The sequence below is a fragment of the Lysobacter fragariae genome (genome assembly GCF_054779775.1).
In genome coordinates this window covers 74,079-98,388 of sequence record NZ_BAAGXP010000007.1, presented here as the reverse complement: position 1 = coordinate 98,388, position 24,310 = coordinate 74,079, and the positions used below count along the sequence as shown (strand labels likewise).

Genomic DNA, 24,310 nt, shown 5'->3' with positions numbered 1-24,310 from the left:
AGCGGGCTTCGGCCCGCTTTTTCTTTGCTGTACCCGCAGGGGGCAACTACCGTACGGATTCAGACACCCTTGCGAGTAAGTCGGGCTGCAGCTGCCATCAGTGGCCGGCTAAGGAATGACCTTCCATGCCAGGTCGGCTACCGTCGCAACGGCCTGCTTGGTCGAGGACACGGCCGATTTCCAGATCGCGTTGGCGCCTGTGTTGGAATTACGCCAGAAAATGTCCGCCTTGTGGTCGCCGTCGTAGTCGCCCACATCGGAGATCTTCCAGGCGAGGTCGGTCACGCTGGTCACCGCCATCTGCTGTGACGAGGATGCGGAACGCCACAGTGCATTGGCGCCAGTGACGTTGTTCCGCCACAGCACGTCGTCCTTGCCATCGTTGTTGAAGTCGCCCACGCCCGCCACCTGCCAGTCCTGGCTGGCCACGGTCGTCATGGCCTGCTGCGTGGAGGAGGTGGCCGACAGCCACACCGCATTTTGCCCGGTGCTGGTATTGCGCCACAGGGCGTCGGCCTTGCCGTCGCCGTTGAAGTCGCCCGCACCTACGACCTTCCACGCCAGGTTGGTCACCGTCGTCAGCACGCGCCGCTGCGTGGAGAACCCGGAGTTCCAGATTTCGTCGTTGCCGGTGCTGTTGTTGCGCCAGAAGACGTCGCCCTTGCCATCGCCATTGAAATCGCCCGCCGCGACCACTTGCCATGCGGCGTTGGCCACGGTCGGGGTAGCCTGGCGTGTCGTGGAATTGGCGGATTTCCAGATGTCGTTGGCGCCGGTAGCGCTGTTGCGCCAGAAGATATCGGCTTTGCCATCGCCGTTGAAATCGGATTTGCAGGCGATCTTCCAGTCCTGGCTCGCCACCGTAGAAACTGCCGTTTGCGCCGTGGAGAGCGCTGAGCGCCAGATCCGGTTCGCGCCAGTGCTGGTGTTGCGCCAGAACAGGTCCGACATGCCGTCGATGTTGTAGTCACCGCGCGGATGGTAGGGAGCGGCCTGCACCTTGCAGGTGCTGGAACAGGTGTCGTTGTCGGAGGTATTGCCGTCGTCGCATTCCTCCAGACCTTCCAGCACGTTGTTGCCGCAGGTGGATGCCGGGATGCTGCCCACCACGCCGGCATTGTTGCGGGGAGCGGGTAGTCCACTGACGAAGTCATTGACGCAGTTGTTGGTGTCGTCCCCGGAGTCCAGCGTGGTGGGGGAACCCACCAGGTCAATCCGTCGAATTGCCGCCTTGCCGGGCAGTAGTCCACCCCCACTGAAGTTGAACGGCACGCCGACGCCGGTCTGGTCGCCGCTGTATCCGCCCCAGGCCACGCAGTCGATGGTGTCGAAGCACACCTTGCCGCCCGCTGAGATGAGCGCGGCACTCATGATCAGGTCCGCGTTCAGTCCGAAGAAGGTGACGGCCTGCGGCGTGGCGATGAGGATCTTTGCCTGGTTGGCGCCGTTGGAAACGTTGGAGGAAAAAGTGAACTCGCCGACGACGGTGCCGGCGCCGTTGTACACCGTCACGGGATGCCCACCCACGAAGTTCTGTCCGCCCGCATACATCTGCAGCACGACGTATTGCGCGGCAGGCGCGGCGGGTGTTCCCGCAAACACTTCCACGACCTTCATCAGGTGGAAGGTGGCGTGAGCGGGAGCCGTAAAGAGAGCGCCGGCGAGCAGTGCCGACACGGTGATCGATCTGAGCTGCATGGGGACACCTCGTGCCGTGGTCGGCTGTCGCGCGGATCCCGGGAGTAGGCAGCATCGCCGGGAAGCCATCGATGCGTGGTGAATACTCCTGTTCGAGCCGAGGGTCAACGGGCTGCGCGAGCGCTTTTGTATTGGTGCTCGCCTTGAACCAGTCGGGTCGTGTTGCTCGACGGTGCGGCTACGTCGGAATGCGTTGCGAAGGCGGGATAGGCCTTTCCCAGCATCCTTTTGTTCACCGCAGGTGAAGATCCGGTGCATGTGACATGACGCGGAATCCGTCCGCACCGTGGTGCATCCGGCCCCTGGCATGCCGCTCGGAGCGGCGGTGTCACGCACCAGTCCAAGTGCGAAGGAGCATCATTTCATGCGGCTGTAGCGCGCCGCGAAGAACATGCCCTGGCGACTACAGGCAGGCTCGTTGCCGACGGTGGACCGCGACTCCGGGCGCGGTCCTTTCAACATCCGGATTGGCGCGTTGCCCGTACGCAGCCCGAGGAAGCTGGAGAGAGCATGCGATGCCAACCGACTGGGCCGAAAGGCGACGAGACATGCGCGCGGCGTCGCCAATGAAAAAGGCCGGGCTACTGCCCGGCCTTTCTCGACTATCTGGTGGAGTGGAGGAGGATCGAACTCCCGACCTTCGCATTGCGAACGCGACGCTCTCCCAGCTGAGCTACCACCCCGATGGGAGCCAAAGTCTAGCGGCCCGGGGAAGGCCGCGCTAGCCCTGCGCGGCTGACGGGGCGGCGGCTGGCGCAGACAGGATCGGTGCCAGCGCGGGCTCCAGCGCTTCGCGTCGCCAGCCCGACAGAGCCGCGGGCCATTCGCCATCGTCCAACAGTGCCTGCAGCCAGCGTTTGGAAGCCAGCACGCCATCGGGCAGGCCCAGTTCCTCGGCGCGCTTGCTGACGGCGTCCTGCAGCTTGCGCAGGCGCTGCTTGTCGCGGGTTTCGGCCAGGCTGGCATCGGGCATTTCGGCTTCGTCGGCCAGCGGCGTGTTCAGCGCGAGCCACAGTGCCTCAGCGAGCTTGCGCGGCGCCTTGGGCTGCGACTCCAGCCACGCGTGCAGCGCAGTGCGATCCGCCGGTGGATTGCGGGTGAGGGCGACGGCGAGTTCGTTGTCCAGGATCCAGCCGCGCGGCCGGTCGTTGTCGCGCGCGTAGACGTCGCGCCAGCGGAGCACGCGCACCAGCCGCGCCTGCGCGTCGCGGTCGATGAATTGTGCGCTGCGCACCGCCAGGTGCGGCCAGCGTTCGGGACCTTCGCTGCGCGCGTTGCGGACGGTGCGTTCGGCGTCTTCCAGCAGCCACGGCATGCGACCGAGCTGTTCGAGCATGCCCTGCAGCGCGTCGTGCATCGCGGCGAGATGGCGGACGTCGTCCTCGGCGTAGTCGAGCTGCGACGGCGACAGCGGCCGGCGCAGCCAGTCCGATCGCGTCTCGCCCTTGGCCAGCGCGACGCCGGTGAGTTGTTCGACCAGTTTCTGGTAACCCAGCCCGGAGCCGATGCCGGCCAGTGCAGCCGCCTGCTGGGTATCGAACAGCGGGGCGGGCACGACGTCGCAGGCGTGCTTGAAGGCGACGAGGTCCTCGCTGGGGCTGTGCACCAGCTTGAGGATGGATTCGTCGGCCAGGATGGGTGCCAGCGCCTCGACCATGCCGGGCACCAGTGGATCGATCAGCAGGATCGTGTCGCCGATCGCCAGCTGCACCAGCGCCAGTTGCGGCCAGTAGGTGCGTTCGCGGATGAACTCGGTGTCCAGGCCGATGCGCGCGGGCTTGGTGGCGAAATGCGCTTGCAGCGCGGCAGGGTCGGCGATCCAGAGATGCATTGTCGGGTGGAGCGAAGGCGGAAAGTTGCCGCGGCGGGCGACAATAGCCTACTTTCGCCGTCGCCTGCCCACAGGAGCTTAGGTTGACTGGAAATTGGCGCGTGTTGCTCTGCCTCGTGGCGCTGGTCGGCGTTGGCGCCTGCGGGCGCAAGGAAGCCGCGGGCCCGGCCACGGACGACGCGCCGCTGGTCACCATCGGCGCGGATGTGAGTGTCTCGCCCGTGCCGCCGTGGCGCGCGCCGCGGATCGAGGTCGACGAAAGCAACATCACGGATCTGCGCAAGCGCGCCGCCGCCGCGTTGAAGCAATACCGCCTGTATGCGGACGCGGATTCGGCCATCCCGCTGTACCTGGCGCTGGTGCGGCACGCGCCCGAGGACGCTGCGATGCGACGCGGGCTGACCGACTCGCTCGGCGCCCTGCTGAAGGAAGGACGCGAGGCCCTGGCCGCGATCGACGACGAGCCGCAGGAGTTGCGGCACGCGCACGAAGTCGCTGCAGTCGCGCGCGTGGTCGCGCCGGCGGACCCGAATGTCGAAGCATTCCTGGACGGACTCGATCGCGCCGATGAGGCCGCACAGGCCAACAGGCAGGGCGAGATCGCGCTGAATGCCGGTCGCATCGGCGAAAAGCACGAAGCCGATGGCGCCATCGCGTATTTCAACGAAGCACTGCGTGAGCGTCCACGCGACGTTCGCGCGGAGCAGGGGCTCGCAGCAGCGGAAAGCGCGCTGATCCACCGGGCGGAAGTAGCTGCCGAACGCGACGACTACACCAGCGCGACGTACTGGCTGGAGGAAGCCGCGACCGTGCGAAAGGACGTGTCGACGGTGCGCGAGGCACGCGAGCGGATAGGGTTGCTGCGCGCGACGCGGGTCAACGCGCTGCGCGATGCCGGCATCGCCGAATTGAATTCCCCGACGCTGCCAGCACTGCGGCGTGCACGTGAACGCCTGGGCGACCTGTTGCGCATCGCTGCGCCGGGCGATCCCAGCGTGGCCGAGTTGCGCGAACGCATCGACCGGGCGACGCATTACGGCCTGTTCCGTCCGGGCCAGGTGTTCACCGACGCCATGCCGGGCGGTGGGCGCGGTCCGCAGCTGGTGGTGGTGCCGCATGGCGCCTTCAGCATGGGCGCGCCGCCGGAAGAAGCGGATTCCACCGAAGCCGAACGACCACAGCGCAACATCCGCTTCGATCGCGGCATTGCCATGGCCCGCACCGAAATTACCGTCGCCCAGTTCCGTCGCTTCGTTCAAGCGACCCGTTACCGGGCGCGCTCGACGCGACGCGGGTATTCATCGATCTACGACGAGCGCAGTGGCAATTTCGTGCGGGCGGGCAACGTCGACTGGCAGAGCGACTACATGGGCCGCCCGGCGGCGGACGACATGCCCGTGTTGCACGTGAGCGTCGGCGATGCCAACCGCTATGCGCAATGGCTGTCCGAGCAGACCGGGCAGCGCTACCGCCTGCCAAGCGAGGCGGAATTCGAATACACCCTGCGGGGAGGCTTCACCCAGCGTTTCCCATGGGCGGGCGAATCTCCGCCGGCCGCGACGGGCAACCTGACCGGTGCTGATGACGCCTCCGCCAACGGGCGGAGGTGGAGCAACGCTTTCAAAGGCTATGGCGATGGCGCCTGGGGGCCTGCCTCGGTGGGTACCTACAAGCCCAATGTGTATGGCGTGCAGGACCTGGAAGGCAACGTCAGCGAGTGGGTCGACGATTGCTGGCACAGCAATTACCGCCGCGCGCCGAAGGACGGTCGCCCCTGGCTCAATCCGGGTTGCCGCACGCAGGTGGTACGGGGCGGATCGTGGGCCAGTTCGCCCGCGCAGACGCGCTCGGCCTGGCGGCAGGGTACGGACGGGAACAACACCAGCGGCAAGGTGGGGTTCCGGGTGGTGCGGGAGATCTGAAACAGGGCATCCTTGTGCGCTGGCGGGGCGCTTGCCGTGACGTCTTCGCGGGGTGCATGCCGTCTCCGGAACCTTTTCACGGAAGCCTTGTTATTGAAGCGATTTCACAGCAGGCGACTACCGCAGCGTTAGACCACAAACGAACAACCGCAGGACCATAAGGAACCCCTATGAAGCGTGTGACCGGAATCGGCGGCATCTTCTTCAAATCAGCCGATCCCAAGGCGTTGAGCGCCTGGTACAAGAAACATCTGGGCCTCGACGTTACCGATTGGGGCGGCGTGATATTCCAGTGGGGCGGCGAAAGTAGCGAGTCCGGTATGACGGTCTGGAGTCCTTTTGCCCAGGACACGGCCTACATGGAGCCCAGCGCTGCCTCCTTCATGATCAATTACCGCGTCGAGAATCTCGACGAGCTGCTGGCGGTCCTGAAAAATGAGGACTGTAACGTCCTCGAAAAGACTGAGAGCTCGGAACAAGGCAAGTTCGGTTGGGTCATCGACCCGGAAGGCAACAAGATCGAACTTTGGGAGCCGCCAAAGGGGCAGTAGCGGCTGCGGTCCAACAACTCATCCAAGCCGGAGCCGCTCGTGGCTCGGCCCCATTCAGGCGATATGGAGCGAACATGAGAGTCGATCCCTTCGGGCGTGCCGACCAACAGATGCCGCAGCGCCGTGGTTTCGGCCTGGGCGGGATCCGCTGGTGGATCCTGCTGCTATTCGCTGGTTACGCGATGTGGTCTTGGTTCGGTAGCGCCAAGGTCGATCCCTACACCGGCGAAAAGGCGCACTACGGCGCGACGCCGGAAGAGGAAGTGCAGCTCGGTGCGCAGGCCTACCAGCAGGTGCAGAGCGACGCCTCGGCGCAGGGCGCGTTGCTGCCCGCGAACACGCAGGTCAGCCAGCAGATCCGCGAGATCGCCAGCCGCCTGATCAACCGGGTCCCGCAGGTCACTGCTGACCTGGCCGCGATGAACAACCAGCCGGCGCCGACCGATTACCAGAACTTCCAGTGGGACGTCAGCGTCATCCAGTCGCAGGAGGCCAATGCCTTCTGCCTGCCGGGCGGCAAGATGGCGGTGTACACGGGGTTGATCCCGATCGCGCAGAACCAGAACGCGATGGCCGTGGTGATGGGGCACGAGATCGCCCATGCGCTGCTTCGCCACGGTTCCCAGCGCATGGCGCAGCAAAAGCTCGTGCAGATGGGGCAGATGGCGGCCGGCGTTGCGCTAGGCGGCATGGATCCCGGGCAGCAGCGCGCGGTGATGGGTGCGCTGGGTGCGGGCGCGCAGTATGGGTTCCTGCTGCCATTCGGCCGGGCGCATGAAACGCAGGCGGACCAGGTCGGCCTGATGCTGGCGGCGGCGGCGTGCTTCGATCCGCGCGAAGCCATCCCGTTGTGGGAGCGCATGTCGGAGCTGGGCGGTGGCTCGCGTCCGCCGGAGTTCGCTTCGACACACCCGGACCCGGCCAACCGCATCCAGAGCCTGCAGGCGTTGATGCCGACGGCCGAGCAGTTCTACAGCAAGTACTGTCGGGGGCAGCCGCCGCTGAAGTAAGTGCTGGGGTGGTCGGGGCATCGTCGCCGCCTGTTTGGCGACACGGCAAAAAAAGAGCCCGGATCATCCGGGCTCTTTTTGTATTTGGACGCCGACGAAGTCAGCGCTTGGTGTCGGCCTTCGGCTTGGGCGGGGTAGTGCCCATGCTGCCGGTCATGTTCTTCTGGAACTCGGTCCACATGGCCATGTTGCGCTCGGTGAGCTGGTTCATCATCGCCCAGGGCGTCTGCCCGAGCAATCCGCCAATCTGGTTGCGGAACTGCTGCTGCTGGTCGAGGAAGATCTGCATCGACCGTTCCAGGTAGTTGCCCATGAAGCCCTGCAGCGAGTCGCCGTAGAAACGGATGATCTGGCTCAGCAACTGCGTGGACAGCACCGGTTCGCCGTCGGATTCATGCTCGGCGATGATCTGCAGAAGCACCTGGCGGGTGAGGTCGTCGCCGGACTTGGCATCGCGGACTTCGAAGTCCTCGCCATCGACGATCAGCTGGCGGACGTCCTCGATCGTGATGTAGCTGGAGATTTCCGTGTCGTAGAGACGACGGTTCGGGTACTTCTTGATGATGCGGATGGAGCTCATCGAAGACCGGCACACTCGGATCGTGGTGCCGCGCAGCATGGCGCAGCCGCCGCCGCGTTGCAACACGCGCGGTCATGTGCCGGCCGTCATGGGTCGGTTAACAGGGCTTGGCGAAAGCGATCTGTGGCATTGGGATCGATGGTGATCCCGCCAATCGCGGGCTCCACTCCCTTCGCAAGGCGAAGGGAGTGGGTGGAAACCCCTACCAGCCCATGTATTGGCCGCCGTTCGCCGACAGATTGGCGCCGGTGATCCAGCCCGCTTCGTCGGGGATGAAAAATGAGACGGCGTAGGCGATTTCTTCCGGGGTGCCGAGGCGGCCCGTCGGGATCTGCGTGATGATCTTGTTGCGCACCTCTTCAGGAACGGCCATCACCATATCGGTGCCGATGTAGCCCGGACACACCGTATTGACCGTGACGCCGAACTTCGCATTCTCCTGCGCCAGCGAGATGGTGAAGCCGTGCATGCCGGCCTTCGCCGCAGCGTAGTTGGCCTGGCCGTACTGGCCCTTCTGGCCGTTGATCGAGCTGATCTGCACGACGCGGCCCCACTTGCGTTCACGCATGCCTTCGATCACCGGGCGAGTGACGTTGAAGCACGAATTGAGGTTGGTATTGATGACATCGTTCCACTGTTGCGGCGTCATGCGGTGGAAGGTGGTGTCGCGGGTGATGCCGGCGTTGTTCACCAGGATGTCGACCGGGCCCAGCTGGCGTTCGACATCGCGGACCATCGCTTCGGCGTCTTCGGCCGTGGACACGTCGCCACGCGCGAGCACGACATCGATTCCCTGTGCACGCATCTGTTCCTGCCACGCCTTGGCTTTTTCCTCGTTGCGATAGTTGGTGGCGACCTTGTGGCCCATTCCGGCCAGGCGCTTGACGATCGAGGTGCCGATTCCACCGGTACCGCCGGTAACCAGGGCAATGCGTGACTGCATGATCTTCTCCGTAAGAGCGTGGTGACGCGAGTGTGGCAAAGCATTCTATGGAGCAAATGTGAACGGTGTATGTTGCGTTGCAGCGCCAGAGGGTTGCGCCGGACGCGGGATCTGCTCCGCGTTGAAATGTGTACGGGCAAGGCTGAGGAAGTCGGCCACGTCGGCGCCCGGGACAATGGCGGCAGGATCCTGCCCGAGCGCCGTCCATGCCGCTGCGAGCGAGGGCAGCGGATCGCCCGGATCGACGCGAAGCGCCCCTTCGGATTTCGACAGCTTCCGACCTTGCGCATCGACCACCAGCGGCAGGTGTGCGTAGCGCGGCGTTGGCAGGCCCAGCAGCCGTTGCAGCAGGATCTGTCGTGGCGTCGAGTCCAGCAGGTCCGCGCCACGCACGACATCGGTGATGCCTTGTGCTGCATCGTCGACGACTACGGCCAACTGATAGGCCCAATAGCCTTCGGTGCGGCGCAGGACGAAGTCGCCGACATCGCGCGCAACGTCCTGGGATTGGTGTCCCTGGATCGCATCGTCGAACCCGATCACGCTGCCTTCGCGAACGCGCAGCCGGATGGCGGGGTCCGGGCGTGGCGCCGTGGCCACGCAATGGCGATGGATGCCAGCGGTGGCGGCAAGGTCGCTGCGGCTGCAATGGCAGACGAAGGCATGGCGGTCGCGCAGCAGGCGATCGAGCGCGGACTGGTACAGCGTGTCGCGCTGGCTCTGCCTGACGATGGTTTCGTCCGGGTGCAGCCCGAATGCCGCGAGGGCGTCCAGCTGGCGCGTCGTAGCGCCGGCAACTTCGCGTGGCGGATCGACGTCCTCGACCCGCACCAGCCAGCGTCCGTTGGCCTGTCGCGCCAGCAGCCAACTGCCCAGCGCCGCAACGAGCGAGCCCATGTGTAGGTCCCCGGTGGGTGAGGGCGCGAAGCGACCGCGGTAGGGAAGTTGTGCAGTTGGTTCAGTCACGGTTTTGCCAATTGCCGTCCAGGAGTTGGCAGGAAGAGGTGTTGTGAGTATTGCGTGCGGAGGACTTCTTGAATTCCGCCGAGCCTGCCACATCTACGCTGGGAAGCAACGACAGCCGCACCCCACGCGGCAAGGTCCGATCGATCATGTTCAAACGCGTTTTCCTGTTCCTGGCCACCAACATGGCCGTGCTGGTATTGCTCAGTGCGGTGATGTTCGTGCTGCAGCGGTTCTTTGGCATCCAGTTGGGCAACCAAGGTGGCCTGCTGGTAATGGCGGCGATCTTCGGTTTTGGCGGCGCGATCATCTCGTTGCTGATGTCCAAGTGGATCGCCAAGCGCAGCACCGGCGCGCGCGTCATCGAGCAGCCGCGCAACGAGCTGGAGCAGTGGCTGGTATCGACCGTGCATCGCCAGGCGCAGGTTGCCGGCATCGGCGTGCCGGAGGTTGCCATCTACGAGGCCCCGGAAATCAACGCCTTCGCGACCGGCGCCAACCGCAACAACGCCCTGGTGGCAGTATCGACCGGCCTGTTGCGATCCATGACCCGCGACGAAGCCGAGGCCGTCCTCGGCCACGAGATCAGCCACGTGGCCAACGGCGACATGGTGACGATGGCGCTGATCCAGGGCGTGTTGAACACGTTCGTGATCGTGCTGGCCCGGGTGGTCGGCCAGTGGCTGGACGCCGCGATGAACGGCGACGAGGAGCGCGAAGGGCCGGGCATGTTCTATTTCATCACCGTGATGGTGCTGGACGTTGTGTTTGGCATGCTCGCCAGCGTGATCGCGATGTGGTTCTCGCGCTGGCGCGAATTCCGCGCCGACGCGGGCGGAGCGCGCCTGGCCGGTCGCGACAAGATGGTGGCGGCGTTGCGTCGCCTGTCGCAGACCCATGGTGAAAGCACGTTGCCGGGGCAGATCCAGGCGTTCGGCATCAGTGGCGCGGTCGGCCATGGCCTGCGCAGGCTGTTTCTCAGCCATCCGCCGCTGGAAGAACGCATCGCCGCGCTGCAGCGGGCGGCGTAACACGGAGCACTGCGGGATCCATGCCGGTCCCCGTACCGGTCTGATCGAATCCGCAAAGAAAAGCCCGCCAACCGGCGGGCTTTTTTCGTCATCAATCGGCAGCGCCTGAATCCGACCGCATCGGTCGGTCCGAAATCAACCGAACTCGTAGTCCATATCCGGCCCCGCAGGTGCCAGGAAGTGCCCCTGCGCGTAATCGATGCCCGCACCGAACAGCGTGGTCATGCTGCCCGCGTCCTGCACGTGTTCGGCGATGGTCTGCTTGCCCAGTTCCTGCGCTTTGGCCGCGAACTCGCGCACGCGCTTCTGGTGCTCGGGATTGGTGCCCAGGTCCTGCATGAAGCTGCGGTCGATCTTTATGAAGCTGGCGTCGAAGTGGGTGAGCAGCTGGAACGGGTTGAGACCGGTGCCGAACTGCTCCAGTCCCACCCGCACGCCGAATTGCGCCACGGCGGCCTGGAATTTCTGGGCGGCGCTGAGATTGGTGAAGACCTTTGACTCGGGAATCTGCAGCACCAGCAGGCGTCCGTCCACGGCATGCATCTGGAACTGTTCGCCGATGTAATTGACCAGGCTGTCGTCTTCGAGCGACGCCTGGGTGATCTTCACCAGCAGGCGCGTGCGCTTGTTCGCGCGCTGGCGATCGGCGATCAAGCGGATGGCGCGACCCACGACCCAGCGGTCGATGGCGCCCAACATGCCGTGTTCCTCCGCGATCGGGAGGAAGGTCATCGGCTGCACCAGTTCGCCGTGCTCGCCCTGCAGGCGCAGCAGGGTCTCGTACATCTCGTCCGGGGACCCGTGCAGCGGCACCAGCGGCTGGAAGTGCATGACGAAGTGGTCGCCGGCCAATGCCTCGCGGATGCGCGTCACCCACGCGGCGATGCGTTCCTCTTCCGCGCGATCGGTCGCGCCGGGGTCGAACAGCTGGACGCGGTTGCCGCCCACGCCAATCGTGGATTGCAGGCCGTGGTTCGCCTTGGCAAGGATGTTGGCGACGTTGGCGATCTTCTCGCCAACCTGTACGCCGCCGATGCTGATCGTGACGTTGAGCGAGTGGTCGCGCGCGGAGACGACCGCATTGGCGAAGGCGGCTCGCACCGTCTCGGCCAGCTTCGCGGTCTGGCCGTGGTCGCTGTTGAGGGTGAGCACTGCGAACTGGTGCTCGCCGAAGCGGGCAACCACGTCGGCCGGTCCCACGGATGCGGACAGGCGTTGGCCCACGGCAGCGATCAGGTCGTCGGCGGCGTCGAGGCCGATCTCCTGGAGCAAGCGGACGAAGTGGTCGGGTTCAAGCAGCAACAGGCCGTGCGGCGTGGCTTTTTCGGCGGTGGCGGCCACCGCGTCTTCGAGCGAACGCAGGAACGTGGCGCGGTTGAGCAGGCCGGTGACCTGGTCGCGCTGGCGCAGGGCTTCGACCTCGCGCGCGAGTTCCGGGTCCACCTGCTCTTCCTGCTTGCGCAGGATGACCTGCAGGCAGTTCTCGCCTTCGTAGGTGGCCTGGGTGAATTCCATGATCGCCGGGAAATTCTCGCCTTCCGGGGTAACGGCTTCGGTTTCGTAAGTCGGCGGTGGCGCTTCGCCCTTCGAGAGCCCCTTGAGCAGTTTCTTGAAGCCGTCGACCTTGGGCGGGGCCACCAGGTCCAGCAACGACATGCCCTCGATATCATCGAAAGATTCGAAGCCGAACAGCTCCAGGTAGGCCGCGTTGGCGCGGATGTGCATGCCTTCGTGGATGTAGGCGATGGCGTCGCGCGAGGAGTCGATCAGTGCGTCGCAGCGACGCTCGATCTCGCGCATCTGGCCCTGCATGCGACGAAACGAGCGGCGCGCTTCCAGGTCGAGCCATTCGGCGCGCACGACGTTGAGGATGTGGTCCATCTGCTCGCGCAGGGCCACGCCGCGCGCGCCCATGCGGGTAATCTTGAGCAGCAGCGATTCGTCCAACGCGTTGACCAGCACCAGTACGGGCAGGTCCTTACCGCTGGCGGCGACCTTCTCCAGGACCTTGTCCAGCGGAACGCCCGTGGCGTTCTGCGATGCGAGGATGACGTCCTGCAACTGGCCGTCGACCAGACTGGCGAACTCGTCCAGGTCCTCGGGACGCGAAGGGCGCACCGCGATGCCTGCATTGCGCAGGCCGCTGACGATGGCTTCTGCGGCCTCGACGCTGTCATCAACGACCAGCAGCCGCAGCGCCGTATCTTTGCCCAATTGCATTCCCCGTCCCTCCGAGCTTGCCGACGAACCGGCATCCTGCCGAGGGTCGCCGTGGCCCGGATTTATGACATGAAGCCGGCGCTCGCGTCCATTTCCTGAATCGGCCGATGTGGCGGAGTCGACATTTCTGCGGGGCTTGGGCGGCATGTCCTGTCCAACGTCGGATGCGGGCTAGAGCGGCCGCTTGCCGGGGTCGCCTGCAACCTCCCGCACCAGCCGTGGCACTAGGTAGCCTGACAGGCGCGATGCCAACGATTTGTGCAGGGCCCGGGCGTGCTCGTCGCTGACTTCGAAGTGCGCCGCGCCCTGCACGCGGTCGAGCTGGTGGAGGTAGTAGGGCAGCACGCCGGCCGCGAAGCTGCGTTCGCCCAGTTCGACCAGTGCGTCGACGGTATCGTTCACGCCGGCCAGCAGGACTGCCTGATTCAGCAAAGTCGCGCCCGCCGCGCGTAGGCGGACACAGGCGGCATCGACGGCGGCATCGAATTCGTGGGCATGGTTGGCATGCAGGACCACGGTCACCGGCCAGGGCAGGGCGCGCAGCCAGGCGAGTAGCGGCTCGTCGACGCGGTCGGGCAGGACGACCGGCAGTCGCGTGTGCACGCGCAGGCGCCGCAGGTGCGGGACCTGCGCGAGTGCATGGGTGAGCTCGGCCAGCTTGGGGGTCGCCAGCGACCACGGGTCGCCGCCGGAGAGGATGACCTCTCCTATGGAGGTGTCGGCGCGGATCACGTCGACAGCCTGCGCCCACCCATTGGCCGCGGCGGTTTCCTGCGCATAGGGGAAGTGCCGGCGGAAGCAGTAGCGGCAATGCACCGCGCAGCTGCCCGTGGCGATCAACAGCGCACGGCCCTGGTACTTGTGGATCACGCCATCGGCCGCCTTGGCTGCGGCGTCGCCCACGGCATCCAGGCTGAATCCCGGCATCGGCCGCATTTCCGCGTCCAGCGGCAGCACCTGGCGCAGCAGCGGGTCGGCGGCATCGCCGTGGCGCATCCGGGCTACAAAGGCGCGCGGCACCCGAAGCGGGAACTGGCGGGCGGCTTCGTCCGAAATCCCCAGGCTGGACGGATCCAGTCCCAGCAACGCCAGCAGTTCGCGCGGATCGCGCACGGCCTCGCGCCACTGCTGCTGCCAGCCGGGAGGCTGCAGGGGCGTGGGTTCGGCCGTTCCTGGAGCTAGCGGCCCGGAAGCCGACGGCTGGGAGAGGGAATGTCCTGCAGGTATCATGTCAGACCAGTCAATTCTGGCGCCGCCGGCGGACCGTATGGCCGTGGCAGCGCAGCCCGTCATTTTAGCCGTTCGCCGCCCCGCGGCGGCACGGCCCTACAGATCACTTTTTGGGAGTTTTTCGCATGGCCACCCTGGGCATGAACGACGTCAAGAACGGACAGAAGATCCTGGTCAACAACGACCCGTGCATCATCACCGAGACCGAATACGTCAAGCCGGGCAAAGGCCAGGCCTTCACCCGCGTCAAGTACCGCAGCATCAAGTCGGGCCGCGTGGTCGAAATGACCATGAAGGCGACCGACAACGTCGAGCAGGCGGACGTGGTCGATACCGATATGCAGTACCTGTACTCGGACGGCGAGTACTGGCATTTCATGAACCAGGAGTCGTTCGAGCAGGTCCAGGCCGACAAGGCCGGCATGGCCGGTGCGGACAAGTGGCTCAAGGGTGAAGAAGAGTGCGTGGTGACGCTGTGGAACGGCAGCCCGATCTCCGTGCAGCCGCCGAATTTCGTCGAGCTCAAGATCGTCGAGACCGACCCGGGCGTCCGCGGCGACACTTCCGGTGGCGGCGGCAAGCCGGCCACGCTGGAAACCGGCGCCGTGGTCCGCGTGCCGCTGTTCGTCGGCCAGGAAGAAGTGATCAAGGTCGACACCCGCAGCGGCGAGTACGTTTCGCGCGTGAAGTGACGATCTGGCGTGCGGCCGCGGTTTTGCACGACCGTCATCCTGAGTTGCAGGCGAAGGATCCGCCGGGTTGTTGCTGTTGTTCCGCGCAGCCCGGTATCCCGGAAAGCATCGTGACACCCAGGACGACAACACACAGGAAGACCGAATGACGACTGCTCCCGAAGCCTGCGACCTCCTCATCGAAGCCGGCTTCGTCGTCCCGGTCGAACCGCACGGCGTGGTCCTCGAAAACCACGCCGTTGCCATTCGTGGCGGCGCGATCCTCGAACTGCTGCCGATTCACGAGGCGCGGGCCCGTTACCAGGCGAAGGAAAACGTGTCGCGGCCCGACGCCGCGCTGATCCCCGGCCTGGTCAACGCACACACCCACAACCCGATGACGCTGCTGCGCGGCGTCGCCGACGACCTGCCGCTGATGGAATGGCTGCAGGGCCACATCTGGCCGATCGAAGGCGCGGTGATTGGCCCTGAATTCGTGGCCGACGGCATCACCCTGGCGATCGCCGAAATGCTCCGCGGCGGCACCACCTGCGCCAACGAGAACTATTTTTTTCCAGACGTGCAGGCCGCGGTCTACAAACAGCACGGCTTCCGCGCGCGCGTGGGCCTGCCGATCATCGACTTCCCCACGGCGTGGGCGAAGACGTCGGACGAATACTTCGATCGCGCGACCCAGGTCCACGACCAGTGGCGCCACGATCCGCTGGTGGCCATGACCTTCGCGCCGCACGCGCCGTACACCGTGTCGGACGATAACTTCGAACGCATCCGCATGCTGGCCGACCAGCTCGACGTCCCCGTGCACCTGCACACGCACGAGACCGCGCACGAGGTCGCCGAGTCGCATGAGAAACACGGCCAGCGCCCGATCGCGCGACTGGATCGACTCGGTCTGGTCAACGATCGCCTGATCGCCGTGCACATGACCCAGCTCACCGATGCCGAGATCGAGCTGTGTGCCCAGCGCGGCGTGAGTGTCGTGCATTGCCCGGAATCCAATCTCAAGCTGGCATCGGGCTTCTGCCCGATCGGCAGGCTGCAGAAAGCCGGCGTGAATATCGCCATCGGGACCGACGGCTGCGCGAGCAACAACGACCTCGACATGTTTGGCGAGACCCGCACCGCGGCGTTGCTGGCCAAGGCCGTCGCGCAGGACGCCTCTGCGTTCGACGCCGCGACTGCCTTGCGCGCAGCCACGCTCGGCGGAGCGAAGGCGCTGGGCTTCGAAGCGCAGATCGGTTCGATCGAGGCCGGCAAGCAGGCGGATCTGGCGTTGGTCGACCTGGGTCAGCTGGAAACCCAGCCGCTGCATCACGTGGTCTCCCAGCTCGTCTATGCAGCGGGCCGGCAGCAGGTCAGCGACGTGTGGATTGCCGGCAAACCCAGGCTGCGCGACCGCGTGCTGGTGGACATCGACATCGATGCCGTCATCGCCAATGCGCGGCAATGGCGCGACCGCATCGCCACGATCAGGATTTCGTGAGCCGTATCCCTGCTTTGGATTGGGCTCGTCACTCCCGCGAAGGCGGGAGTCCAGGGACGCTGCTTCCGGTCGGGAAGTGTCCCTTGGCCACCAGCTTCGTTGTTGCGAAACGTCTCCCGCGCTCGCGGGAATGATTCAACTGGGAATTGCCGCATGAGTCATCCTTCGCCATCCAATGACAATTTCAGCCAGGCCGAACTCGACAAGTTCGGTGCGTTGGCGCAGCGCTGGTGGGATCCGGAAGGCCCGCAGAAGGCGCTGCACGCGCTGAATCCGACGCGCCTGGGTTACGTGGCCGAACGCGCGCATCTGCAGGGCGCGCGCGTGCTCGACGTCGGTTGTGGCGCCGGCCTGCTCAGCGAGGCCCTGGCGCGCAACGGCGCGCAGGTCACCGCGCTGGACCTGGCGCCGGAGTTGATCAAGGTTGCCCGTCTGCATCGGCTGGAAAGCGGCGTCAGCGTCGATTACCGGCTCCAGTCGGCGGAGTCGCTGGCGCAGGAGATGCCGGGCGAATTCGATGCGATCACCTGTATGGAAATGCTGGAGCACGTTCCCGATCCCTCAGCCATCATCAATGCCTGCGCGGCGATGCTGAAGCCGGGCGGTCGCCTGTTCCTGTCCACGCTCAATCGCACGCCGGCTGCATTCGCGCTGGCGATCGTGGGAGCGGAGTACATCGCGCGCGTCCTGCCGAAGGGCACGCATCAATACCGCGACTTCATCAAACCGTCGGAACTGGCCGCGTGGCTGCGCGCAGCTGGCCTGCAGCTGGAAGACGTGAGTGGCCTGATGTACGAACCCTGGCGCAACGCGGCGCGGTTGATCCCGCGTACCGACGTCAACTATCTGGCTTGTGCGTGCAAGTCGGCGTGATGTAACAGCTGTTGGAGCCGGTGAGCGGTTGTCGTCCAGATGGGATGAGGAAACGTCACCGCAGCCCGATCAACATGCACTGACAAAAAACTGGTCCTTCGCTGCGCTCCGGACAACATTTCTTCTGACGATGCTTCCATCCACCTTTCCCAAAGCAGCGCTCTTCGACCTCGACGGCACGCTTGTCGACAGCGCCCCGGATTTCCTCGCCGTCCTCAACCGGATGCGGGCAGAGCGGGGACGCGGCGCCATGGCGCTGGAACAACTACGTCCGGTGGTGTCGAAAGGCGCCAGGGCGATGCTCGCAGCCGGTTTCCCTGACGTGGAAGCCGATCAGCGCGAGCAATGGGTTCGCGAATTCCTCGATGTCTACGAGCGCGAACTCGGTTGCCATGGCCAGCCTTTCGATGGCGTCGAGGCAATGCTGACTCAGCTTGAAGCAGCCGGCTGCCGCTGGGGCATCGTCACCAACAAACCGGAGTACCTGGCGAAGAAACTCATGCCGCTGCTGGGCTGGGAATCCCGCTGTGCGGTGCTGATTGGCGGCGACACGCTGCCTGTGCGCAAGCCCGATCCGTTGCCACTGCTGCATGCCGCGCAACTCATCGACATCGCCGCGTCCGATTGTGTCTACGTCGGTGATGACGAGCGCGACATCCTGGCCGCGCAGGCCGCCGGCATGCCATCGGTGGTGGCGCTGTGGGGCTATCGCCTCACCGAGGACGATCCGTTCTCGTGGAGGGGCGACGCGATGATCGACCGGCCCGGACAACTCTGTGATCCTGCCGCGTGGCCCGCCGCGTGCCCGACGCCATGATGATCGAAGGCGATGCAGGCCAGCGCGAAGAAGCCGGCTCCGGGCCGTCGGGTCACGGAGCACCGGAAGAAACCGGACTCGCCAGCTTCACCGGCAAATGGCGCGCGCGCTGGCCGGAGTGGGCGATCGCGGACGTGTTCGTGCCAATGGCGCAGCGCGAGGCGGCGCTGGCGTGGGCTACGCTCCAGCAGGAACTCACCGATGCCGCCTGGGGCGGCGCTGATCCGCGTCCTGGCGAGGCCAAGCTGGCCTGGTGGATGGAGGAGCTGCAAGGTTGGTCGCGAGGGATCCGCCGGCACCCTCTGGGCGTGGCGTTGCAGAAACTGCCGGCTGGCTGGACGCAACTTGCCGCCGCGTTGCCGTCGCTGCGCGACAGCCGCGAGCGACCAGCTGATGCCGACGAAGCGCGCGCCCAGGTGTTGCCTTTCGCGCAGGCGGTCTGCACGGTGGAGCAGGGTGTGCTCGGGTCGATGGACCAGTCGCATCAGCCGACGGAAGCCGTGATCGTGTGCCTGCTCCATGCACGCCTGTCGCAGCATCCGGGCGAAGCCGTCCCCCTGCAGGTCCTTGCCCGCGTCGGCAGCGATGCCGCAGTCACGCAGTGGTCGCATGACCTGGCGGACGGGCGGGCACAGCTTCGCCAGGCGATGCGCACCGCCAGCCGCGCCCGCCGCGTATGGACGGGACTTGCGTTGGCCCGCCTGGCCCAGGGTGAGCCGGTGCAACCGCTTGCGCGACTTGCCGCGCTCTGGGCGTCGTGGCGGGCCGCCCGTTCCTGATCCCACGCACCATCCCAAACCGGCCGATATCACCGACCCGAGCGCAGGGTGGCCGCGGCAAAAAAACGGCGCAAAAACAGACTGTTGCGCCCACAGGTAGAATGCCGTCGATTGCGATCCCGCCCGATGCCCCCACATCAGCCCGCATGAGCACACGCCCCGACCCTTCCCGCCGCCTTCCCGACGTCGCTTTCGACGCTGCCGCGGCTGCACGCCCGCTCGACTGGGTGGGCATGTCGAACATCGCCTTGCCACTGCGCGTGACCTCCAGCGCGGGTGACACCATCACCGTGCCTGCATCGGTCGATGTTTCGGTGGACCTGCGCGACGCCAATGCGCGCGGCATCCACATGTCGCGCCTATACCTGGAACTGCAGCACGCCTTCGCGAGCGAGACCGTCACCCCCGCAGGCCTGCGCCGCGTGCTGCAGACACTGGTCGATACCCAGGGCGGACTGTCCGGTCGCGCGCGGCTGGTGCTGCGTTACGAACAACTGCTGTTGCGTCCCGCGTTGGCCAGCGATCACGCCGGCTGGAAGCGCTATCCGGTCGAGATCGACGCGTCGCTGATCGATGGGCACCTTCGACTGGGGCTGCGCTTTGCCGTCGAGTACTCCAGTACTTGTCCGGCATCGGCGGCGCTCTCGCGCCAGCTCAATGCGGAACGATTCGTGGAGGATTTCGCCGACACCCGGCCGCTGTCCTCCGCGATCCACGAGTGGCTGGCATCTGAGCGTGGCCTCGCCGCCACGCCGCACGCCCAGCGCAGTCGCGCCGATGTCCATGTCGAATTGCGTCCGGCCTTCGACGAGTTGCCGCTGGCGGCACTGATCGATGCGATCGAGCAGGCGCTCGGCACGCCGGTGCAGACCGCGGTGAAGCGCGAGGACGAGCAGGCGTTCGCCCGGCTCAACGCCGAGAACCTGATGTTCTGCGAGGACGCCGCCCGGCGCGTAGCCTCCGCTTTGTCCAGCGACGCCCGCGTCGAGCGTTTCGACGCCCGCGTGTCGCATTTCGAGAGCCTGCACGCGCACGACGCCGTCGCGACCGTTACCGGCGAAGGGCGCGCCACGATGGACGTTCAGTCGCGCGGATAACGAACGCGCCGCAGCGCGCCGCGCCGCGATAGGCTTTAATCCGCAGGGATAACGAACGCGCCGCAGCGCGCCGTGATCGTGAAGAGCGACCGAGGACTTACTGCCCCAGCTCAAGCAGCAACAACGGATCGATCCGCACGTCGAACCGCGCCACGATGGACTTCAAGTCGCGGCGATGACGAACGCGCCGCAGCGCGCCGCGATCGTAAAGAGCGACCGGGGAATTACTGCCCCGGCTCAAGCAGCAACAGCGGATCGATCCGCACGTCGAACCGCGCCACGATGGACTTAATCCGCAGGTATAACGAACGCGCCGCAGCGCGCCGCGATCGTGAAAAGCGACCGGAGAATTACTGCCCCGGCTCAAGCAGCAACAGCGGATCGATCCGCACGTCGAACCGCGCCACGATGGACTTCAGTCCGCAGGGATAACGAACGCGCCGCAGCGCGCCGCGATCGTGAAGAGCGACCGAGGAGTTACTGCCCCGGCTCAAGCACCAACAACGGATCTATCCGCACGTCGAACCGCGCCACGATGGACTTCAGTCCGCAGGGATACGAACGCGCCGCAGCGCGGGGCGATCGTGAAGAGCGACCGAGAAGTTACTGCCCCTATTCAAGCAGCAGCAGCGGATCGATCCGCACGTCGAACCAGTTCATGCCCCAATGCAGATGCGGTCCCGTCGCGCGCCCGGTCGAACCTACCGCCCCGATCACCTGGCCCTGCAAGATGCGATCGCCCACTTTCACGTCGATGCGCGACAGGTGCAGGAAATTCGAGCTCACGCCGTGCCCGTGGTCCAGCAGTACGGTGCCACCGGTGAGGTAAAGGTCGATGTTGGCGAAGGTGACGACACCAGCAGCGGGCGCCTTCACCGGCGTGCCGGCCGCGGCGGCGATGTCCATTCCCGAGTGCGGCGACTTGGGCGTGCCGTTGTAGACGCGCTGGTTGCCGAAGCGCCCACTGATGCGCCCCTGCACCGGCCAGATGAACTTTTGCGCGAAATCGGCGCGGTCGTCGTCGCGATCGCGCGCCGCGGCCACACCTGCTCGCGCTGGATGCGCTCGGCGATCTCAGGCGGCGGGTTCACCGTCGAGGGTGGTACGCCGTTGATGTTCTCGATAGGCCAGTCGCGTGGCGTTACCGCGATGCTGATCGTGTCGCTGCTGCCATCCGGTCGCACCACTGCGATGCTGACCGGCCCTTTCTCGTCGCGGCCAACGCCGAACACCACGGTGCCGTAGGGGGTAGGGTGCAGCTGATGGCTGCCATAAGTGACCTGGCTGCCGACCGGTACTTTTCCCAGCACCATCGCGCCCTGCGACGCGCTTGGGGGGAAGACGATACGGTTGTCGGTCGATCCGGGCACATCCTTCGCGTCACTGCGGGGCGTGCCCACCACTGTCGGGTTCGCGGTGGGCGTCTGCGCGATGCCCGCGCTGGTGCAGGCGCTGACCATTGCTGCCAGCAGCGCTGTCCGCACCGCGCGTGCCTGCGTCACCGATCGAACTCCAGTCGCTGCCCCATGGCGTCGCCGACGAGCTGGTGGCCATCCCAAGCCAGCACGCCGTTGACCCAGGTGGAAGCGATGCGCGAATGGAACGTCGTGCCTTCGAACGGCGACCAGCCGCACTTGGACAACACGTCGTCGGCGTGGACCGTCATCGGCGTGTCCTCCACCAGCACCAGGTCGGCGGCGTAGCCTTCGCGCAGGTAGCCGCGTTCCTTGACGTCGAACAGGATCGCAGGGGCATGCGCGAACTTCTGCACGACCTGCGCGGTGGTGAGCTTGCCTTCATGCACCAGCTCCAGCGCGGCGACGAGTGCGTATTGCACCAGCGGCAATCCCGACGGCGCCGACGTGTAGGGACGATGCTTCTCTTCCAGCGTGTGCGGCGCGTGGTCCGTCGCCAGGACGTCGATCACGTCCGTCGCCAGCGCGTTGATCAGCGCTTCGCGGTCCGATGCGTCCTTGATCGCGGGGTTGCACTTGATCAGGTGGCCCAGACGCTCGTAGTCGGCGCGATCGAAACGAAGGAAGTGGACGCAGGTTTCCGCGGTGATCCGCTTGCCCTCGATGGGGCCGGGCTGGAACAGGGCGAGCTCATCGGCGGTGCTGATGTGCAGCACGTGCAGGCGGGTGCCGTGCTTGCGGGCGAGCGAGATCGCCAGCTCCGTCGACTTCATGCACGCCTGGCGCGAGCGGATGTCCGGATGGCACCAGGCCGGGATGTCGTCGCCGTACTGCGCCTTGTAGCGCACCAGTTCGGCCTCGATCATCGGCGTGTCTTCGCAGTGGGTGATGATCGGCGTGGGGCAATCGCGGAAGATACCGTCCAGGATTGCCGGGTTGTCGACCAGCATGTTGCCGGTGGACGCACCCATGAACACCTTCACGCCCGGCGCGTGGCGCGGGTCGAGGCGGCGGATCGAGTCCAGGTTGTCGTTGCTGGCGCCCATGTAGAAGCCGTAGTTGCCCCAAGCGCGACCGCGCGCGCGGCCGTACTTGTTCTCCAGCGCCGCCGAATCCAGCGTGGGCGGCGAGGTATTGGGCATGTCCATGAAGCTGGTCAGCCCGCCAGCGACCGCGGCGGCCGACTCGGTGGCGATATCGGCCTTGTATTCGAGGCCAGGCTCTCGGAAGTGCACCTGGTCGTCGATCATGCCCGGCAGCAAACGCCGGCCGTTGGCGTCGACGACGGTCTCGTTCGACCTGGGCGCGAGACCTGGGCCGATCGCAACGATGCGCCCGTGTTCCATGCGCAGGTCGCCGTCGAACTCGCGGCCCTCGTTCACCAGGCGGGCATTGACGATCAGGGTTGAGGACATGTGTGGGGTCCGTTTTTTGCGTCAGTGGGCGGGCGGGACGGGGTCGTGTCCGCCCGGATGCAGGGGGTGGCAGCGCATTACCCGGCGAGCGGCGAGCCAGCTGCCCTTGATAGGGCCGAAACGATCGATCGCTTCCATCGCGTAGACCGAGCAGGTGGGATGGAACCGGCAGGCTGGGCCCAGCATAGGGCTGATCCAGCGCTTGTAGCCGCGCAGCATTGCGATGAGCAGTCGACCTATCACGATTCCTTCATGCCATCAGGCGGTTACTGGCCCGGCCATCGTTGGCGTAGCGTGGTTCCATGGTTACAGCACCCGTCAGGGCGCACGAGTGGCGCGGGATTCACCCGATTTCGCAAGTGCACGAGTGCGGTTGCCGCAGTAGCCGGGGCAGGGTATAACAGCGCGCTTTCCAGATACAGGGCGACGGATCGCCGCAGGGTAGAAAGGCACGTTGCTTTTTTCGACCAGCGGCCCAACCCTAGTCCTCCGGGCAGGCCGACACGCTTGGCCCGGACCTGTCAGGGACGAACCAGCCGCAGCAAACAGCTAGCAGTAACCAGAGGACACGCCGCTCGTGGCAGCGAAGAAACCCGCGAAGAAGGCCGCCAAGGCCACCAAGAAGCCGGCTGCGAAGGCCGCCCCCAAGAAGACCGCGGCCAAGAAGCCCGCTGTTTCCAAGGCAGTAAAGAAGGTGGTGGCCAGCAAGCCCGCCGCCAAGAAGGCGGTAGCCAAGAAGCCAGTCGCGAAGAAGGTTGTTGCCAAGAAGGCCGCACCGGCCAAGCCGGTAGCAAAGAGCGCGGCAAAAGCCCCGGTGAAGGCACCCGCCAAGGCACCTGCGAAGGTGGCCGGCAAGTCCGTCGCCGCCGCGAAGCCGGTGACCAAGGCCGTTGTCGCCAAGCCGGCAGCAAAACCCGCCGCCAAGCCGACCGTTGTCAAGAAGCCTGCGCCGCGTCCGGCGACCAAAACGGCCCCCGTTGCCGTCGCGCCGGCCCCAGTCAAGCCGCCGGTCGCTGCCAAGCCGCCGGTTGCTGCCAAGGCGGTCGCCGCGAAGGCGCCGACGGCTGGCAAGGCGGCTCCGGCCCCGACCCCGTCGCGTGCGCCGGTCTCCCCGCGCCCGATTGGCAAGGTTGCCGTCGCGGTAACTGCGAACAAGGACAAGGCGCCCGCGCCTCGCGGTCCGATCAGGGTCGTCGACTACAAGACCGACGACGCCACCGGCCGTCCCATCGTGCCGAAGGGTTACGTGCCTTCCTCCGATGAGGAGTACATGAGCACGCTGCAGCTGGAGTACTTCCGCCAGCGCCTGATGAAGTGGCGTGCCGACCTGGTCGAGGAATCCAAGCAGACCATCGAGAACCTCAAGGACGAAGTCCGTGACGTCGGCGACGAAGCCGAACGCGCGACCCGCGAAACCGAGAACTCGCTGGAACTGCGTACCCGCGACCGCTACCGCAAGCTGATCAGCAAGATCGACAGCACGCTCAAGCGCGTGGACTCGGGCGATTACGGTTTCTGCGTCGATACCGGCGAGGAAATCGGCCTGGAGCGTCTCGAAGCCCGACTCACCGCCGAGCGCACCATCGATGCGCAGGAGCGCTGGGAGCACCTGCAGAAGCAGATGGGCGATTGAGCAACGCGCCCGTCTGGAATTGAAAAAGCCCCGCGATTGCGGGGCTTTTTTGTTGGTTGCCATCCTGCGGTGGATGTCCAACCCGTCTTTGCCGTTCCCCGCACCGACCGGGGAAGCCGTTCCCGGG

At 65.8% G+C, this 24,310-nt stretch carries 19 protein-coding genes, 1 tRNA gene and 2 pseudogenes; 11 read left to right on the top strand and 11 right to left on the bottom strand.

Annotated elements, in window-relative coordinates; translation table 11 throughout:
• Window positions 1-108: 108 nt before the first annotated feature.
• The 3 genes from ACYVD7_RS09365 to rnd form a co-directional block, all read right to left on the bottom strand.
• Window positions 109-1,698 (bottom strand): FG-GAP-like repeat-containing protein, encoded by a 1,590-nt coding sequence (locus ACYVD7_RS09365; protein ID WP_460762108.1) that lies wholly within the window; start codon window positions 1,696-1,698, stop codon window positions 109-111.
• Window positions 1,699-2,305: 607 nt separating this feature from the next.
• A tRNA-Ala gene (locus tag ACYVD7_RS09360) sits at window positions 2,306-2,381 on the bottom strand.
• A gap of 38 nt (window positions 2,382-2,419) precedes the next feature.
• Window positions 2,420-3,529: a ribonuclease D gene (rnd, locus tag ACYVD7_RS09355; protein ID WP_460762106.1), complete on the bottom strand. Its 1,110-nt coding sequence runs from the start codon at window positions 3,527-3,529 to the stop codon at window positions 2,420-2,422.
• A gap of 101 nt (window positions 3,530-3,630) precedes the next feature.
• On the opposite strand from rnd, the gene ACYVD7_RS09350 reads away from it, so the two are divergent.
• From ACYVD7_RS09350 to ACYVD7_RS09340, 3 genes are all read left to right on the top strand, one after another.
• On the top strand, window positions 3,631-5,451 hold the full coding sequence (locus tag ACYVD7_RS09350; RefSeq protein ID WP_460762103.1) for an SUMF1/EgtB/PvdO family nonheme iron enzyme: 1,821 nt from the start codon (window positions 3,631-3,633) through the stop codon (window positions 5,449-5,451).
• Between the two features lie 170 nt (window positions 5,452-5,621).
• Window positions 5,622-6,002 (top strand): VOC family protein, encoded by a 381-nt coding sequence (locus ACYVD7_RS09345; RefSeq protein WP_460762101.1) that lies wholly within the window; start codon window positions 5,622-5,624, stop codon window positions 6,000-6,002.
• A 74-nt stretch (window positions 6,003-6,076) separates the two neighbouring features.
• Window positions 6,077-7,012: a M48 family metallopeptidase gene (locus ACYVD7_RS09340; RefSeq protein WP_460762098.1), complete on the top strand. Its 936-nt coding sequence runs from the start codon at window positions 6,077-6,079 to the stop codon at window positions 7,010-7,012.
• A 121-nt stretch (window positions 7,013-7,133) separates the two neighbouring features.
• On the opposite strand, the pseudogene phaR reads toward ACYVD7_RS09340, so the two are convergent.
• The 3 genes and pseudogenes from phaR to gluQRS form a co-directional block, all read right to left on the bottom strand.
• Window positions 7,134-7,592: pseudogene (gene phaR, locus ACYVD7_RS09335) on the bottom strand (polyhydroxyalkanoate synthesis repressor PhaR); the annotation flags it as partial.
• Window positions 7,593-7,794: 202 nt separating this feature from the next.
• Window positions 7,795-8,535, bottom strand: a complete 741-nt coding sequence (gene phbB / locus ACYVD7_RS09330) for an acetoacetyl-CoA reductase (protein WP_460762096.1) — start codon at window positions 8,533-8,535, stop codon at window positions 7,795-7,797.
• A gap of 45 nt (window positions 8,536-8,580) precedes the next feature.
• Complete coding sequence (gene gluQRS / locus ACYVD7_RS09325; RefSeq protein WP_460762094.1) at window positions 8,581-9,432, bottom strand: tRNA glutamyl-Q(34) synthetase GluQRS; 852 nt, start codon at window positions 9,430-9,432, stop codon at window positions 8,581-8,583.
• A 215-nt stretch (window positions 9,433-9,647) separates the two neighbouring features.
• Between gluQRS and htpX the strand changes: the two genes are divergently transcribed.
• Window positions 9,648-10,529, top strand: coding sequence for a protease HtpX (gene htpX, locus ACYVD7_RS09320; protein ID WP_460762091.1), 882 nt, complete (start codon window positions 9,648-9,650; stop codon window positions 10,527-10,529).
• Between the two features lie 135 nt (window positions 10,530-10,664).
• Here htpX and ACYVD7_RS09315 read toward each other — a convergent pair whose 3' ends face one another.
• Complete coding sequence (locus ACYVD7_RS09315; protein WP_460762087.1) at window positions 10,665-12,749, bottom strand: EAL domain-containing response regulator; 2,085 nt, start codon at window positions 12,747-12,749, stop codon at window positions 10,665-10,667.
• A gap of 171 nt (window positions 12,750-12,920) precedes the next feature.
• Window positions 12,921-13,979: an EF-P beta-lysylation protein EpmB gene (gene epmB, locus ACYVD7_RS09310; RefSeq protein WP_460762085.1), complete on the bottom strand. Its 1,059-nt coding sequence runs from the start codon at window positions 13,977-13,979 to the stop codon at window positions 12,921-12,923.
• 125 nt (window positions 13,980-14,104) lie between these two features.
• Here epmB and efp point away from each other — a divergent pair, with 125 nt between their 5' ends.
• The 6 genes from efp to folE2 all read left to right on the top strand — a co-directional run bounded on the left by efp (window position 14,105) and on the right by folE2 (window position 19,720).
• Window positions 14,105-14,671: an elongation factor P gene (gene efp / locus ACYVD7_RS09305; protein ID WP_460762082.1), complete on the top strand. Its 567-nt coding sequence runs from the start codon at window positions 14,105-14,107 to the stop codon at window positions 14,669-14,671.
• Window positions 14,672-14,816: 145 nt separating this feature from the next.
• The gene (locus tag ACYVD7_RS09300) at window positions 14,817-16,154 is read left to right on the top strand and encodes a TRZ/ATZ family hydrolase (protein ID WP_460762079.1); all 1,338 of its coding nucleotides are present in this window, start codon (window positions 14,817-14,819) and stop codon (window positions 16,152-16,154) included.
• Between the two features lie 153 nt (window positions 16,155-16,307).
• Window positions 16,308-17,027 carry a bifunctional 2-polyprenyl-6-hydroxyphenol methylase/3-demethylubiquinol 3-O-methyltransferase UbiG gene (gene ubiG / locus ACYVD7_RS09295; protein ID WP_460762076.1) on the top strand — a complete coding sequence of 240 codons (720 nt, stop codon included), beginning with the start codon at window positions 16,308-16,310 and terminating at the stop codon, window positions 17,025-17,027.
• 130 nt (window positions 17,028-17,157) lie between these two features.
• A complete protein-coding gene (locus ACYVD7_RS09290; protein ID WP_460762662.1) occupies window positions 17,158-17,844 on the top strand; it encodes a phosphoglycolate phosphatase in 687 nt (228 codons plus the stop codon).
• The gene (locus ACYVD7_RS09285; protein ID WP_460762073.1) at window positions 17,829-18,623 is read left to right on the top strand and encodes a phytoene/squalene synthase family protein; all 795 of its coding nucleotides are present in this window, start codon (window positions 17,829-17,831) and stop codon (window positions 18,621-18,623) included. The genes ACYVD7_RS09290 and ACYVD7_RS09285 overlap by 16 nt, the downstream gene beginning before the upstream one ends.
• A gap of 146 nt (window positions 18,624-18,769) precedes the next feature.
• Complete coding sequence (gene folE2, locus ACYVD7_RS09280) at window positions 18,770-19,720, top strand: GTP cyclohydrolase FolE2 (protein WP_460762071.1); 951 nt, start codon at window positions 18,770-18,772, stop codon at window positions 19,718-19,720.
• A 612-nt stretch (window positions 19,721-20,332) separates the two neighbouring features.
• Here the strand turns inward: folE2 and ACYVD7_RS09275 are convergent.
• The 3 genes and pseudogenes from ACYVD7_RS09275 to yidD form a co-directional block, all read right to left on the bottom strand.
• Window positions 20,333-21,120 (bottom strand): annotated as a pseudogene (locus ACYVD7_RS09275) (M23 family metallopeptidase).
• Between the two features lie 98 nt (window positions 21,121-21,218).
• On the bottom strand, window positions 21,219-22,550 hold the full coding sequence (locus ACYVD7_RS09270) for a dihydroorotase (RefSeq protein ID WP_460762068.1): 1,332 nt from the start codon (window positions 22,548-22,550) through the stop codon (window positions 21,219-21,221).
• A gap of 21 nt (window positions 22,551-22,571) precedes the next feature.
• On the bottom strand, window positions 22,572-22,769 hold the full coding sequence (gene yidD, locus ACYVD7_RS09265) for a membrane protein insertion efficiency factor YidD (RefSeq protein WP_460762065.1): 198 nt from the start codon (window positions 22,767-22,769) through the stop codon (window positions 22,572-22,574).
• A gap of 358 nt (window positions 22,770-23,127) precedes the next feature.
• On the opposite strand from yidD, the gene dksA reads away from it, so the two are divergent.
• Window positions 23,128-24,183: an RNA polymerase-binding protein DksA gene (gene dksA / locus ACYVD7_RS09260; RefSeq protein ID WP_460762062.1), complete on the top strand. Its 1,056-nt coding sequence runs from the start codon at window positions 23,128-23,130 to the stop codon at window positions 24,181-24,183.
• Window positions 24,184-24,310: the final 127 nt, after the last annotated feature.

What these genes read in the sequence shown, in the direction of transcription:
- ubiG (WP_460762076.1), top strand. Translation starts at nt 16,308, where the DNA reads ATGAGTCATCCTTCGCCATCCAATGACAATTTCAGCCAGGCCGAACTC.
- ACYVD7_RS09270 (WP_460762068.1), bottom strand. Translation starts at nt 22,550, where the DNA reads ATGTCCTCAACCCTGATCGTCAATGCCCGCCTGGTGAACGAGGGCCGC.
- ACYVD7_RS09300 (WP_460762079.1), top strand. Translation starts at nt 14,817, where the DNA reads ATGACGACTGCTCCCGAAGCCTGCGACCTCCTCATCGAAGCCGGCTTC.
- yidD (WP_460762065.1), bottom strand. Translation starts at nt 22,769, where the DNA reads ATGCTGCGCGGCTACAAGCGCTGGATCAGCCCTATGCTGGGCCCAGCC.
- ACYVD7_RS09340 (WP_460762098.1), top strand. Translation starts at nt 6,077, where the DNA reads ATGAGAGTCGATCCCTTCGGGCGTGCCGACCAACAGATGCCGCAGCGC.
- ACYVD7_RS09290 (WP_460762662.1), top strand. Translation starts at nt 17,158, where the DNA reads ATGCTTCCATCCACCTTTCCCAAAGCAGCGCTCTTCGACCTCGACGGC.
- ACYVD7_RS09315 (WP_460762087.1), bottom strand. Translation starts at nt 12,749, where the DNA reads ATGCAATTGGGCAAAGATACGGCGCTGCGGCTGCTGGTCGTTGATGAC.
- rnd (WP_460762106.1), bottom strand. Translation starts at nt 3,529, where the DNA reads ATGCATCTCTGGATCGCCGACCCTGCCGCGCTGCAAGCGCATTTCGCC.
- ACYVD7_RS09345 (WP_460762101.1), top strand. Translation starts at nt 5,622, where the DNA reads ATGAAGCGTGTGACCGGAATCGGCGGCATCTTCTTCAAATCAGCCGAT.
- gluQRS (WP_460762094.1), bottom strand. Translation starts at nt 9,432, where the DNA reads ATGGGCTCGCTCGTTGCGGCGCTGGGCAGTTGGCTGCTGGCGCGACAG.
- ACYVD7_RS09365 (WP_460762108.1), bottom strand. Translation starts at nt 1,698, where the DNA reads ATGCAGCTCAGATCGATCACCGTGTCGGCACTGCTCGCCGGCGCTCTC.
- phbB (WP_460762096.1), bottom strand. Translation starts at nt 8,535, where the DNA reads ATGCAGTCACGCATTGCCCTGGTTACCGGCGGTACCGGTGGAATCGGC.
- epmB (WP_460762085.1), bottom strand. Translation starts at nt 13,979, where the DNA reads ATGATACCTGCAGGACATTCCCTCTCCCAGCCGTCGGCTTCCGGGCCG.
- efp (WP_460762082.1), top strand. Translation starts at nt 14,105, where the DNA reads ATGGCCACCCTGGGCATGAACGACGTCAAGAACGGACAGAAGATCCTG.
- folE2 (WP_460762071.1), top strand. Translation starts at nt 18,770, where the DNA reads ATGAGCACACGCCCCGACCCTTCCCGCCGCCTTCCCGACGTCGCTTTC.
- htpX (WP_460762091.1), top strand. Translation starts at nt 9,648, where the DNA reads ATGTTCAAACGCGTTTTCCTGTTCCTGGCCACCAACATGGCCGTGCTG.